The organism is Alteromonas sp. ABM1_013, from assembly GCF_056160505.1.
The window spans coordinates 378,220-392,241 of record NZ_JBSWXH010000002.1 but is presented as its reverse complement, the minus strand read 5'-3'; the positions used below and the strand labels follow the sequence as shown (position 1 = coordinate 392,241).

Genomic DNA, 14,022 nt, shown 5'->3' with positions numbered 1-14,022 from the left:
CGCTATCAGAATTATTAGGTGTCTGGTAGCGCATTTTTTACCCATAACGTAAACGCAATTAACAGGTGTCTATAACCTGCCCCTAACCTAAAACTCATTTGGATGTCACAGTGAAAAGTACTCTGACTTCGAGCCTAAAAAGTACTCTGACCCCAGACCTATCTGACCAATTCCGCCAATCCCTCTTATCGAGCTCATTTTAAACGTCTTAATTTTTAAGAAATTTAGTAAATTTGCTAGCAAATGTTAATAAATTGTGTTTTTATTAGCCTTATTACCAATTTGGTAAAAACAAATACACATATTGGTAACACCAAAATACAATAAAAACTTTACCACCCTATAATTAAACTTGGAGCACGATGCCATCATGAAGATTAAAGCATTTGCACTTTGCGCCATAGCCGCAGCCATTACGGGATGTGATGTAGATTCTGATAACAACCCTAATACCCTAGGTAGCATCACGCTATCTGGTACACCAACTTCTGGCGAAACGCTAACTGCATCAGTCAGCGACCCAGATGGTATATCATCAGACGTAAGCTACTTTTGGTACGCTGATAATCAACTTATTGCTGACGCAAGCGGTGCAAGTTTTACTCTTACTGACGAGCAAATTGGTTCGGCTATTACGGTGCAAGGCTCTTACACTGATGATGGTGGTATTAACGAATCTCACGTGAGTGAACCAACAAGTGATGTAATGGCAATAGCGTTTGAGTCAAGTATTGCCATCTCTGGCGATGTTGTAGTAGGCGGTATGCTTACTGCCACAGTTTCAGATGAAAACGGTGTAGAACCAGAAAGCATTGTTTATACGTGGTATGCAGATGATGTTGCTATTGAGAATGAAGTTACATCTACAATCACGCTTACAGAAAATGAGTTTGGTAAGGTTATTACCGTATCTGCGGCTTTTACTGATAACCGCGGCTTTGATGAAGCGCCTATGTCTGAACCAACAGACCCTGTAGGTCGCGTAAATTCAGAAGGTGCAATCGTTATTGTAGGCACGCCTACTGTTGGCAACACCCTTTCTACAGAAATTAGCGATGAAGATGGCGCTACTGGCGAAGTGGCATACCAATGGTATGGCGATGACGTTGCCATCTCAGGTGCTACTCAAAGCAGTTACGTTGTTGACGCAAGCCTTGTAGGCCAGGTCATTACGGTAGAAGCGTCTTATACTGATGATAATGGCTTTGAAGAAGTTATTACCTCAGAACCTACTATACCGGTTAATGAAGAGGCCGTGGACGAAGCTGGAACGATAGAAATAACTGGCACTGTGCCTTATCTAGTAGACGGTGTATTAACGGCAACACTGACAGACAATAATGGGTTTGACGAAGCAAGCGTTGAATACACATGGTTTGCTGATGGCGTAGCCATAGCCGATAGCAACAGCAGCACTTTCACACCAAGTGCTAACGCTGGCGCAATCATTTCTGTAGAAGCCTCTTACACCGATAATGACGGTTTTGAAGGTTCAGCATCAGATGCTGTTGATACCATTGTTTATACTACTGTAGTTAACGATAAAGCCGGTCTTGAAAGTGCACTTAATAGCGGCCTTGCCGACGGCGATGTCTTAGGTCTAAACACCAACGTTTATGCTGACCTAGCACCAATTTTGTTAACCAGTGCTGTAACCATGACTGCAGTAGAAGGCGAAACGCCGGTAATATCTGGTGAAGCATGTATAAATGTTGCTAGCACGGTAGACGGTGCTGCAATAAAAGGCATGCGTTTTGAAAGCATTGATACGGCATTAGATTCTTACTGTGAAAGCGAAGCAGCCGCAGTTATTTATTCAGAAGGCGATAACTTCACTTTTGCTGAAAATACAATGGACGGCGACCAGACCACATTGAATGAAGAAACTCATCATTGGCTTGTTGTTAATGGTGAAGGCGCCATGATTGAGCGTAATACCTTCCGCAATAGAAACAACGCGGTTAAAGGCTCGGTAATCAAGCTCTCTTCTTCGGGCCTAAACCATACCATTCAGTACAATTTGTTTGAAAATGCGGTTAACCCGAACTTCAACCAATCAAGCCTACTGCTTCTTAACGTTGGAAGCACTACGGGTGCGGATGCGGCAGAAGACGCTAACTTTGTTGTTCAGTACAACCGTATTGATAACTTCACTTCAGGCCGTCGTCTAATGCGTGTTCAAACGTCTGGCGCTACTATTCAAGGTAACACGATTATTGACCCGAAAGGCGGTATTTCCTTAGAAGACGGTGGGTTTAACACCGTTGCTGACAATATTATTATTCGGACCACTGATATTTCTGGTTCAGACGAACGCCCAAGTGGTGTATTGATGACACCGCTCGGTCATACGGTAACGAATAACTACATTGCAGGTATTCGTTCAGGCAATAAAGAAGCTGGCGGCTTAGTGTTCACGGCTAACCCATTTTCTCAAGCTGACGGCGGTGTACCTAACGCAGGTAACCAAGCTGTGCTTGACGGCAGCGGTGACCTAACGCTAACTGTTACCAAGAATACCGTACTAAACTCACTTCAACCCATTGTGTTCAGCACCGAGATTGGCAGCAGAGCACCTGTGGGTGACTGTGACGAACTAACTGCAGATAACGCGCCAGTTCTTTATGGTCTTACCAAAAACTTCTTTGTAATCGACTTCGATGCTAATGCAATTGCAAATGGCTTTAACGAAGCAGATAAAGAAAGCACGCTTGGGCTTGCATTTGATTCTGAAGCGATTAGTAGTGACCACGCTTTTGAATACGACTGTGATCTAATTAACCACGAAGAATCACTACTTTCTAACAACTTCGGCTTTACCGATAGCTATGCATCGGGCGATGTTGAAGATGAGTCTTGGGTAGACATTCGCAACCTTAACGGCAACGGCGAATTTGATACCGACGGCGCTATCGACCAAAACCCCGCAGACAATGGCAAGGAAGTGCCAGAGTTTGTTACCGCTACCAACGGTCTAATTGAAACCGACCCGAACGGTGCACAAGCAGTCGCTGGAGCTAAAGGGCTTTACTACATTCAGTCTACTGATGTAGGTGCTGGCTCTACATGGACGGCAGATAATTAATACATAAAACATAAATACCCTACACATTAAGTCACTGCGCCCTTCGGGGCGTTAGTGCATCGATAACACAACGGAGAAATTGTAATGTCGTTGAAAAGAAGCACACCCTTTACCCTAAACCCAACTGCGCGTTGGGTAAGAGCCGCATTCATCGCTGGTGTAGCCAGCACTGCCGCTTTTTCAGTACAAGCGCAAGAAACGCAAGAGCAGACCGCGGCGGAGGACGTAGAAGTTATCGACGTTGTTGGCTCACGTCGTACTATACAAGACCAAATTTCAATCAAGCGCGAATCGACTACTGTTGTTGACGGCTTATCGGCCGAAGACATTGGTGATCTACCTGCGCTTTCTATTGGTGAAGCACTAGAATCAATTACGGGCGCAGCGTCACACCGTGAAAATGGTGGTGCTACAGAAATTACTATTCGTGGTCTAGGTCCGTTCTTAAGTGCGACGCACATTAACGGCCGTGAAGCGACTAATGGTAGCGGTGACCGTTCGGTTAATTTCTCACAGTTCCCAAGCGAACTGGTTAAGAAAATTGCTATCTATAAAACCCAAGACGCCTCTATGATTGAAGGTGGTGTGGCTGGTGTTATCGCCCTTGAAACTGTAGCCCCTCTTGATTACGGCAAACAGCGTATTCAGGGTGAAGTTAAAGGCAACTATAACCCTGACGAAGGCAATGTAGATAACTCACTGCACAGTGACTTAGGCTATCGTGGAACGATAAGCTATGTTGACCAGTTTGAGTTCAATAACGGCTCTGCGTTAGGTATCTCTATCGGTGCCCAGCGCCAGGATATAACTCAACCTGAGGCCGAGTACAGAAGCTCAAGCCCGACGGGCTCTTCACTATGGGCGTGTTTGAACGATCCTACCAACACTAATGAAGGTTTTTTCCGCAGCAGCGCTGGCGACTGTGAAGACCAGGTTAGCGGTAGCTCAAACCAAGGCTACAACACAGAAATCGACCCAGAAACTGGTGAGGCAATCAGTGCAGGTTCACCTTATGCGTGGACAGGTAGTTCTCGTAGCTATCGTCAAAACGAAACATCTGATGAGCGAGATGCATTCTTCTTAGCACTACAGTTTCAGCCTAATGACGCCTGGGATATTAACACTGACTTCCAGTACTCGAATCGCTTGCAACAAGAAGCAAGACACGACTTAATCTTCCTACAAAAGCGTGCGATACCTGGCTTGACCGGCCCTACGTTAGTAACCAATGATGTGGGCGGCATTCTACACTGGGAAGGTCAAGATCGTATTGAAAGCTCTGGTGAACAGTTCTCGCGTGACGAGACTTACCACGGTTTTGGTATTAACGTAGAGCACTTCGCTACTGATGCATTAACGTTAAGTTTCGACCTTGCCTACTCAAAAACCGAGCGTGAAGAGCTACAAATTTCAAACCGTGCCCGCACCGAAGACAGACAATTTTTCTCGTGGGATATGGGGGATGATATTCCTCATTTCACGGTACAGAACTTTGACGTGACTGATATCACTAACTTCTACGATAGCTTACGTACCCGTGCAGACAGAGAAAATACGCGCGAAAACGAAGTTAAGTCGGCTAGGGTAGATTTCAGCTATATTCTTGACCACGACGTTTTCGTAAGCATCGAAGGTGGCTTACGTGCCTCTGAAATGACATTCGTTCAGCTAGGCGGTTCTCAAGGTAACGGTTCTAGAACTGAATGGACCTTCTCTCCGACTGAAGGCTCATCTGACGAAGAAGAGATCGCCCAAGCAATTGCACTTATGCAAGGCTGTCAAATTGACTTCCCAGAAAGTGACTTCTTATCTTCTGTTTCAGACGGTGACATTATTACTCACGTTGATGGAGACGGAAATACCGTAGATAGCGGCACTGGTTCTTCGTGGGCAACCTATGACAACAACTGCTTCGCCCGTGCCGTAGCTGCATCTAACGGCGATGATTTCGCTTACCCTGAGTTGGAATATGAGAACTCGGGAACAATAGATGTCACTGAGCGCACTTATGCCGGTTATTTGATGGCGAACTACGACACAGAAATGTGGGGTAAATTCATTCGCGGTAACTTTGGTGTTCGTGTTGTAAACACTGAAGTTACTTCAATTGGCTTCAGAAATTCATTTGAAGTTATTGAAGGTGAACTGGGTACACTGACACTTGTTGAAGATGACTCAGTAGTTGAGCGTATCGAAGGTGGTGGTAGCTACACTGAAGTGCTGCCTAGCGCTAACTTTGTAATGGATTATAGCGACGATATTTTGCTACGTGCTGGTATTTATCGCGGTATGTCTCGCGCAGACCCATCAGACCTAGGCTTTAGCCGTACGTTCCAAACTGATGATGAAGTGGCTCCTACGACTATTTCAGACTTAATTGTTGGCGTAAACGGTTCTGGTAACCCGAGTACTAAGCCACTTATGTCTTGGAACTATGACGTTGCCATTGAATGGTATCCGAATGAAGACTCAATTTTTGCTTTCGGTGTTTACTACAAGCAGTTTAACGGTGGCTTCCAACAGCAAACGGTGCTAGAAACGTTTGAAATTGAGGGCGATGATTATGACTTGCCTATTACTAACTCTGTAACAACAGACGAAAGCAGCAGCATCATTGGTATCGAAACCTCAATCGCTTATCGTTGGGATAGCGGAATTGGTGTTAAGTTTGGTTATAACTATGCTGACACAGATTACGAGTTTGAGGATAGTAATTACGGTGATACCTTTATTACCGACCTTGACGGTAATACTACTCAGTTAACCCAAGGTATCATTCCTCCGGGCGCTGTACCTGGATTCTCTGAGCATGTGTTTAGCGGTCAGGTTTATTACCAGATTGGCGACCTAGATACAGCGCTTATCTACAAGTACAGAAGTGAGTATTTCCAACCGTATACTAGCAACGGGACGCGCTTGCGTTACGTAGACGAGGTAGGTGTTTGGGAAGCACGCGCATCGTACAAGGTTAATGACCACGTACGTGTTAAGGTTGAAGCAATTAACCTATTCAGTGCACCTAAGTCTCAAGACTACTACGTTCAAGGAAACCTTGGTGAAGTTAATGACTATGGTCCTCGCTTGTTTGCAGGTGTAACGGTTAAGTACTAAGCACTTCCAATCGCAACAGATAATGCCTTAGCAAACGCAAGGCATTACGCGACTCTGAAAGGCCCGAGTTCAAGCTCGGGCTTTTTCATTAGATAATAAAAACCCGCTTAATTAAGCGGGTTTTTGTTTAACTATTTAGTGTTAAATTACAGCTGGTTAATTTGCCATACCGATACTGTACCGCTAACTTCATTGCCTACAACAAGAAGAGGCACACCACTTGGGCTGTCGTCAGCGCTAACAAATACCAAACTTTCTGGCGCAAGGTCACCAATAACATCATCGCTGGTTAAACCTTCGGTAAGATTGCGGTTGATCACATACTCAGCAAATTGAACATCGTAAGGGTTCGTTACATCGTAAACAAAAATACCACCCATGCGCTCTGTACCGATAAATGCATAAGTACGGTCGCCAACTTGACCCACGGTCAATGCCTCTGGTTCTGGTCCTTTGTTCTCAGAGCGTGAATCGCTAGCGTTTTCGTCGTCACCGTTGTTGAACTGTGCACCGTGAACTGAAGCGGTAATGCGCTCAAAATCGTCGCCAGAGTCATAAACCACTAAGCCGTTTTGATCCCAAATGGTAAATGAACGCGCACCGTAGGCATATGCAGCGTCATATTCACCGTCTCCATCAGCATCACCCATGGCCGAAGTTACACGTAAATCGTCAGCTTCACCTGTTGCCTGTAGCATGGCCAATTCAGAGTTTGCCGCAGCCGTTAGGTCTTCTACTTTCACTTCGTCGGTATACGCAAGGCAACCATCGTCTTCGTCAAAATCAACACCACCAGCGGCAGTACAAGCAGCTTCATCAGCAGCTTCAAAGAAGTACTCACGGGCGTCACCTTCGTTCGCCGTCACGACGAAAGTTGCGTCTTTCCACGTAAAATTAGCGATAGTATCTGGCTGATATACCCCGTACAGGCCAGTATATTGGCCAAAGCTAACCGCATCATCCTCTTGGATATCTATGTTAAGGCTAGCCCAAGACTTAGTCCCTAAACCAACAACATCCACGGTTAACTCTTCTAAATCTAATATCGCCAGGCCATTGTTTTCCTGAAGGCTTACATAGGCAACATCGTTAGTCGCCGTAATATATTCAGGCTCTAGGTCTTTCGCTACAGTCGAGGTGATAGCTGTTCCATTAATTGTGCGTCCTGCTGGATTTGGGAACATCATTCCTTGTGCTATAAGCTCAGCTTCACTGCCGTTAAATGCGCTAAAGCCTACGGTAGTGCCTGTTTCTTCAGGCTCACCACTGGCAAGAATGTTGATAACCGTGATAGAACCTTCAGGATCAACGGTATAGTCGTCAGACGGTTCGCCTTCGTTCGCAACTAAAACTTTACCGCCGTCAGGGGTGAAGGTGACCATATCAGGTAGTGCACCTACCTCTACCGAGTCTAAAAACGCGGGAGCAGAGCTATCAAGCCCGTTATAGAACAATACGTAACCATTGTCAGTTTTAACATCCGCAGGTACTGCAACGGCCATAAGGTCACCGCTTATTGCAATACTTGTTAAGCTGCCTAAGGCCACGCCGTTAATGTCTGCAGGTAATGCGATTGTAGTCGGTGTTAGCGTGGTCGTATTGATTGGATCTGACATTGTTGCCGTACTAACACCTGAGGCATCAATAACTGCAATTGTATTTGTTTCGCCATTAGTGGCGTAAATAGTGCTGGAATCAGAATGATATTGAACGATTTCAGCTGCCGTTTGATTACCTAAGAAGGCACGACCAACGATATCCATTGCAATACCGATAGAAGCATCGGTGCCGTCGCTGCCATCAGTACCTGGATCACCCTGTTCGCCCTGTGGCCCTTGTGCCCCTGTTTCACCCTGAGCACCATCGTCACCATCAAGGCCGCATCCTGTGAGCGCAGCTGAAACTAAAAATGCAATTAATCCGTATTTAAACTTGTTACGCACTGCCATTTGATTTCCTTTTTAATTGTTTTTTGTCGTACGTTGCGAGGTCCGAGAAATCTGGGATTTCTGCTCTTAGTACACCAGAAAATTTATTCAACTTCTATGTATAAATTAAAATCAGTTTATGACACAAATATTAAGAAGGCAAAAGCGTGTCATTTTTCTATAAAAAGTACACACCTAGCCGACTTTGAGCCAATTGTAAGTGCATATTTCAACATCTTTTATTACTTATTGAATCCGATAGAAACGCCCGTGAGCACAAAGCAGTATCTTTAGCGCGAAGGTCTAGTTTTATTTGCTCTCGCTATCTGATACTAATACGGTCAAACAGATGTATAAACTGAATGGAATATCATTTTTTGTGACAGCGTCACGAAAAATGAGTGTATTCAGCAATCAAAAGGATTAACTATGAAATTGAAATTCACTGCCTCAGCGGTTATTGCTGCTGCGCTCACATTAACTGCATGTGCAACATCTCCTACCGGCAGAAATCAAGTATTACTTTATTCAGAAGCCCAGCTCGCACAAATGGGCGATCAAGCTTTTTCAGGTATGAAAGAAGAGCTAAAAATATCGAGTAAAGCAGTACAAAATACCTATGTGGAATGCGTTGCAAACGCCATTACTGCCCAAGTTCCGGCAAGCGTTTTTAGTGGTCAATGGGAAGTAGTAGTGTTTGACGATGAACAGGTTAATGCTTTCGCGTTACCTGGCGGGAAAATAGGCGTATATACCGGGTTACTTAACGTAGCGGAAAATCAACATCAGCTAGCGGCTGTTATTGGTCACGAAGTAGGACACGTTATAGCAGAGCACGGTAACGAGCGTATGTCTCAGTCAACGTTAATTAATGTAGGTAGTCAGGCAGTAGGTCAAGTGTTGGCCGCGAACGAAGTTCCTCAATCAGGCCCTATCATGGCAGCGATTGGTTTAGGCGTGCAAGTAGGTGTTCAGTTACCTTTTAGCAGAACCCATGAATCGGAAGCCGATGTTATCGGTCTTCAGTTGATGGCAAAATCTGGGTTTGACCCAAGGCAGTCTGTAAACTTGTGGCAAAATATGGATGCGGCGAGCGGCGGTGAGCGCCCAATGGAATTACTATCTACCCACCCTGCGCCACAAACAAGAATAGATAACCTACAGGCAAATATGCCCGCTGCCTATGCTGACTATCAGGCCACGGCTTATCGACCTAGCTGTAAATGAAAGTACAGTCTTATAGAGTTATACTTTTTTAGGCAAAAAAAAACGCTGCATCAAGCAGCGTTTTTCGTTTTCAAGATAACGATTACTCGCCGTCTTGTTTGTGTAGGTGCACATCCATTTGTGGGAATGGAATTGATATACCTTCTTTATCAAAGCGAAGTTTAACTTGCTCTGTAAAATCGAACTTAACTGCCCAGAAATCTGCAGCATTTACCCAAGGGCGTACTACAAAGTTAACGCTGCTATCGGCAAGTTCAGAAACCGCTACAGTTGGAGCAGGTTCAGCTAAAATTCTGTCGTCTGCTGCAACCATTTCTTGCAATACTTGCTTAGCTTTAAGCAAGTCAGCGTCATAACCAATACCAACAACCATATCTACACGGCGAGTATCTTTAGCAGAGTAGTTAGTGATGTTACCGCTATAGATATTACCGTTTGGAACGATAATTTCTTTGTTATCAGGCGTATTCATTGTAGTTGTGAAAATACCAATCTTTTTGATTGATCCAGCAGTACCCGCAGCTTCAACAAAATCACCTGCTTTGAACGGCTTAAATACTAATAGCATTACGCCTGCTGCAAAGTTTTTAAGTGAGTCTTGAAGTGACAGACCAATGGCTAAACCAGCCGCACCTAAAATAGCAACAAGAGAAGTAGTATCCACACCTAGTTGATTCAGTGACGCTACTATAACGAATAACATCAAAATAGCGCTGATTATCGCCTCTAGGAAATCTACTAACATGTCATCATATTTAGACTTAGCCATCAGGCGTCTAAATAAAGACAAAATAAATCCAACTACGATTTTACCGACTACATAAATCGCTATTGCCATTAAAATGTTGATACCCCACGGAATGGCGTAGTCGTTTATGTACCTTTCAACATCACTTGCTGAAAAAAGTGAGAGTTTTTCTTCCATAATATGGTCCTTGTCATGGTTAGTTGTAATTAGCACGTATACGGTAGCAGCTATTCGTATTATCACCAATACACAATAGGTCCAAACAGCATAAATTCGCCCTAAAGTCTAAGCCCCATAGGCCTTTGATAGTGTTAGCATTATCCAAAAGTAGCGATACATAACGCTAATCTTGGGTACAACGTATACCAAAGTTTAAGTATTTTTTTGAATAATTGTCACACACATGTCACTCAACAAATGCACTATTTTACACCGAAGCTTGAATGCGCTTTGTTGTCTTTTTAACTTTGTCGGAAGTTACCGAGTTTTAAGACTTTTTTTTTGATGATTTTTTAGCCTTAAAGTTTTAGACTAAAGTCTCATAAGAACTAAACCAAATTATCGTTTTTGATGAATTTGTTTTATTTCTTGTGAACGAGCTTTAGCAAACTATGTCACTTAAAGGATTAACGCATGTTGCTTCTCATAACCCTATTTTCGGTTGTTTTGTGTTTATTTTTGTATTCACTTCGCACCGATAAAGGAAAACACACTAAGTATGCAAGAGCGGAATACCGCCCAGCACAAAAATCGAAGCCATCTTCCACAGTGTTGGAAAACTCTTCGAGCAACTCTTCGCCCTCTGCGGCATAGAGTAAACCTACGAGTCAGGTGATTATTAAAGATAGGTCGCGTGTTGCCGTTTGTGTAAGTTTTTCTCCAATTATTTACATGATGCCGTCGACAGCATTGCAACCTGCATATACTGACACGTATCATACGCATCAAAACCAAACACCTGATTCCTTATGCGTATACCAAGAGTTTATTACCCCAACCCCATTCCTTTAGAACAAGAATTTGAATTAACCGAAGATGCGGGTCATCACATCGCTACTGTGCTGCGCATAAAACCCAATCGCCCTATCGTGCTATTTAATGGCGATGGCAACGAATACAGTGCACAAGTCATAAGTGTTCAAAGAAAAAAAGTAACAGTTGAAGCCGATGCATGCCTTTCTTTAGCAAAAGAGTCTCCCCTCCACCTTCACTTAGGTCAGGGTGTTTCTAAAGGCGATAGAATGGACACTGTGTTACAAAAAAGTGTAGAGCTTGGCGTAACAGAAATAACGCCTGTTATTACTGAACGATGCACAGTAAAGCTTGACGAGTCGCGTTGGGAAAAGAAAATTCAGCAGTGGCAGAAAATTATCATTGGAGCCTGTGAACAAAGTGGTCGCAATATTATTCCTGTGCTTAACGCCCCGGTAAATTTAAGTCAGTGGCTGTCCTCATCGACCAATACTACGCGGTTGGTATTAGCACCCGGTGCAGAACAAAGCTTAGTGAGGCAACCCTATAATACGCAAGGCTTTCGACTACTAATAGGTCCAGAAGGCGGGTTATCAGACACAGAAATTCACCAAGCTAACGAAAACGGTTATCAATCGGTAAGTTTAGGCCCACGTATTTTACGTACCGAAACGGCGGCAATTACCAGTTTAAGTATTCTCCAGGCACAACACGGCGACTTTTGAGGATATAGTCTAAACCCTTTTTTTTACAGGCCTATGCTATACGCATAACTTGAAGTATTAGGGTGTGACCCAATATACAAAGATTATCAGCAGGGCTATATGAGCCGGCATTTTATAAACATTCAAGGTGAGAACATTATGCAATATACCGTTGGCGTAATTATGGACCCCATCGCAAGCATTAAGCCACATAAAGACACAAGCTTTGCGATGATGCTTGAAGCTCAGCGCCGCGGTGCAAAGGTTGTTTATTTCGAACTAAAAGACCTGTATTTAGACAATGGTAAGCCTATGGGTTTGGGCAAAACCGTGTCGGTTAAAGACCAAGCGACAGATTTCTATGCGATTGAAGACGAAGCGACCCTGCATTTAGGGGATATTGATGTTTTACTTATGCGTAAAGACCCGCCTTTTGACAGCGAATTTCTGTACGCCACCCAGATATTATCGCTAGCGCAAGACGCTGGAGCACTGGTTGTAAATAATCCTCAGGCCCTACGTGACTACAACGAAAAATTGTTTACGTCGTATTTCCCAAAGCATATCCCGAATACTCTAGTTTCGAACAATCAGGCGCTTATTCGTGAGTTTCATGCCAAGCATCAGGATATTATTTGTAAGCCTCTGGATGGCATGGGTGGGGCCTCTATATTTAGAGTAAAACCTGACGGTAATAATTTAGGTGTAATTATTGAAACGCTGACGCATCTAGGCACCCGCTATATGATGGTACAAGAGTACCTTCCAGAGATTAAAGACGGTGACAAGCGTGTATTGATTGTAGATGGTGAAGTAATGCCATACTGCTTAGCGCGACTGCCAACCAAAGGGGAAACAAGAGGGAACTTGGCCGCCGGTGGCACTGGCCGCCCTCAGCCAATTTCTGATTCAGACCGCGCATTGGCTGAAGCCATAGCTCCTACGCTTAAAGATAATAATATTTTGTTTGTAGGGCTTGATGTCATTGGCAATAAAATTACAGAAATAAACATTACCAGCCCAACGTGCGTAAGAGAAATAGAAGCCGCGTACGACGTAGACATTATGGGCGCACTGTTTGACGCAATTGAAAAGCGCTTAGCCAACAGATAAAACGTACTTTGCACTAGTCACCGGCGCGAGTAGCTCAGATAAAGCTCAACATGGGTGAATACAGGGCCTTTTATACTTAATATTTAAAGGCCCTCTAAAGTAAAAGACGTTAGTAAAATATAGTAGTAAAAAGCAAACTATGACGGAATTAAAAAGCCTACAAAATCACTTTTTGGTCGCAATGCCTAGCTTAGACGATCCCTACTTTTCTCGTTCACTCATTTATGTTTGTGAGCACAACGCTGAAGGCGCTATGGGCATTGTGGTAAATCAGCCCTCTACTATGAACGTCAAACAACTTCTTGAACAAACTGACAAAGAGTTGACAGTTTCTGAAGACAAGGCGGAACAAATCGTACTTGCGGGCGGACCGGTCAACCAAGAACGTGGCTTTGTTTTGCATTCGTCGCAAAAGTCTTGGGCATCTAGCCTTAAGCTCGCGCCGGGAATCATGGTTACAACATCAAAGGACATTTTGACAGCTATCGCCAATGATGAGGGCCCAGAAGACGTACTTATTGCTTTAGGTTACGCCGGGTGGACACCTGGGCAGCTTGAAAAGGAAATGCAGGAAAACGCCTGGCTAACCATAGAAGCGGACGAAGAAATTTTGTTTAACACACCTATGCATAAAAAATGGCAAGCAACAGTAAATAAACTCGGTGTTGATGTATGGCAGCTAGCGCCAGGAGCCGGGCATGCCTGATATAGGAAATCGTACTGTACTTGCGTTTGACTTTGGTACCAAGAGTATTGGCGTAGCGGTAGGCCAAGAAATTACGGGCACTGCTTCACCTCTTGCAGCGCTTAAGGCACGAGACGGCATTCCAGATTGGGCATTGATAGAAAAGCTTTATGAAGAATGGCAACCCCATGTTGTCGTAGTGGGTTTACCGCTAAATATGGACGGCACAGAGCAGGAAATGACCCAACGAGCTCGCAAGTTCGCCAATCGACTCCACGGTCGTTTTCGTGTTGCAGTGGAAACCTGTGACGAGCGTCTTACTACTACAGACGCTAAAGCTATGCTGTTTGAGTTAGGTGGCTACAAAAAGCTTACTAAGGATAAAGTGGATAGCGTATCAGCTTGCGTGATCTTCACCAGCTGGAGCGAAAGCCAATACGAGTAGCCGC

General features: G+C 44.2%; 9 protein-coding genes. 7 read left to right on the top strand and 2 right to left on the bottom strand.

Annotation, left to right across the window (positions count from 1 at the left end; all coding sequences use genetic code 11):
• Positions 1–370: 370 nt before the first annotated feature.
• Both ACXAGK_RS06365 and ACXAGK_RS06360 read left to right on the top strand, forming a co-directional pair.
• Positions 371–3,085 carry a poly(beta-D-mannuronate) lyase gene (locus tag ACXAGK_RS06365; protein ID WP_474854966.1) on the top strand — a complete coding sequence of 905 codons (2,715 nt, stop codon included), beginning with the start codon at positions 371–373 and terminating at the stop codon, positions 3,083–3,085.
• Positions 3,086–3,169: 84 nt separating this feature from the next.
• Positions 3,170–6,196: a TonB-dependent receptor gene (locus ACXAGK_RS06360; protein WP_474854964.1), complete on the top strand. Its 3,027-nt coding sequence runs from the start codon at positions 3,170–3,172 to the stop codon at positions 6,194–6,196.
• 146 nt (positions 6,197–6,342) lie between these two features.
• Here ACXAGK_RS06360 and ACXAGK_RS06355 read toward each other — a convergent pair whose 3' ends face one another.
• Positions 6,343–8,145 (bottom strand): choice-of-anchor I family protein, encoded by a 1,803-nt coding sequence (locus ACXAGK_RS06355; RefSeq protein WP_474854962.1) that lies wholly within the window; start codon positions 8,143–8,145, stop codon positions 6,343–6,345.
• A gap of 408 nt (positions 8,146–8,553) precedes the next feature.
• Between ACXAGK_RS06355 and ACXAGK_RS06350 the strand changes: the two genes are divergently transcribed.
• Positions 8,554–9,351, top strand: coding sequence for a M48 family metallopeptidase (locus tag ACXAGK_RS06350; RefSeq protein ID WP_474854960.1), 798 nt, complete (start codon positions 8,554–8,556; stop codon positions 9,349–9,351).
• An 82-nt stretch (positions 9,352–9,433) separates the two neighbouring features.
• On the opposite strand, the gene ACXAGK_RS06345 is transcribed toward ACXAGK_RS06350, so the two are convergent.
• The gene (locus ACXAGK_RS06345; RefSeq protein WP_474805326.1) at positions 9,434–10,276 is read right to left on the bottom strand and encodes a mechanosensitive ion channel family protein; all 843 of its coding nucleotides are present in this window, start codon (positions 10,274–10,276) and stop codon (positions 9,434–9,436) included.
• A 791-nt stretch (positions 10,277–11,067) separates the two neighbouring features.
• On the opposite strand from ACXAGK_RS06345, the gene ACXAGK_RS06340 reads away from it, so the two are divergent.
• The 4 genes from ACXAGK_RS06340 to ruvX all read left to right on the top strand — a co-directional run bounded on the left by ACXAGK_RS06340 (position 11,068) and on the right by ruvX (position 14,018).
• On the top strand, positions 11,068–11,796 hold the full coding sequence (locus tag ACXAGK_RS06340) for a 16S rRNA (uracil(1498)-N(3))-methyltransferase (protein WP_474854958.1): 729 nt from the start codon (positions 11,068–11,070) through the stop codon (positions 11,794–11,796).
• Positions 11,797–11,934: 138 nt separating this feature from the next.
• Positions 11,935–12,888 (top strand): glutathione synthase, encoded by a 954-nt coding sequence (gene gshB / locus ACXAGK_RS06335; RefSeq protein WP_474855595.1) that lies wholly within the window; start codon positions 11,935–11,937, stop codon positions 12,886–12,888.
• Between the two features lie 139 nt (positions 12,889–13,027).
• Entirely contained in the window at positions 13,028–13,594 is a 567-nt protein-coding gene (locus ACXAGK_RS06330) for a YqgE/AlgH family protein (protein ID WP_179984299.1), read from the top strand.
• Positions 13,587–14,018 (top strand): Holliday junction resolvase RuvX, encoded by a 432-nt coding sequence (ruvX, locus tag ACXAGK_RS06325; RefSeq protein ID WP_179984300.1) that lies wholly within the window; start codon positions 13,587–13,589, stop codon positions 14,016–14,018. Before ACXAGK_RS06330 ends, ruvX begins: the two co-directional genes overlap by 8 nt.
• Positions 14,019–14,022: the final 4 nt, after the last annotated feature.

Excerpts from the sequence above, each read along its gene's own strand:
- ACXAGK_RS06330 (WP_179984299.1), top strand. The coding sequence starts at position 13,028 with ATGACGGAATTAAAAAGCCTACAAAATCACTTTTTGGTCGCAATGCCT.
- ruvX (WP_179984300.1), top strand. The coding sequence starts at position 13,587 with ATGCCTGATATAGGAAATCGTACTGTACTTGCGTTTGACTTTGGTACC.
- gshB (WP_474855595.1), top strand. The coding sequence starts at position 11,935 with ATGCAATATACCGTTGGCGTAATTATGGACCCCATCGCAAGCATTAAG.
- ACXAGK_RS06350 (WP_474854960.1), top strand. The coding sequence starts at position 8,554 with ATGAAATTGAAATTCACTGCCTCAGCGGTTATTGCTGCTGCGCTCACA.
- ACXAGK_RS06340 (WP_474854958.1), top strand. The coding sequence starts at position 11,068 with ATGCGTATACCAAGAGTTTATTACCCCAACCCCATTCCTTTAGAACAA.
- ACXAGK_RS06355 (WP_474854962.1), bottom strand. The coding sequence starts at position 8,145 with ATGGCAGTGCGTAACAAGTTTAAATACGGATTAATTGCATTTTTAGTT.
- ACXAGK_RS06345 (WP_474805326.1), bottom strand. The coding sequence starts at position 10,276 with ATGGAAGAAAAACTCTCACTTTTTTCAGCAAGTGATGTTGAAAGGTAC.
- ACXAGK_RS06365 (WP_474854966.1), top strand. The coding sequence starts at position 371 with ATGAAGATTAAAGCATTTGCACTTTGCGCCATAGCCGCAGCCATTACG.
- ACXAGK_RS06360 (WP_474854964.1), top strand. The coding sequence starts at position 3,170 with ATGTCGTTGAAAAGAAGCACACCCTTTACCCTAAACCCAACTGCGCGT.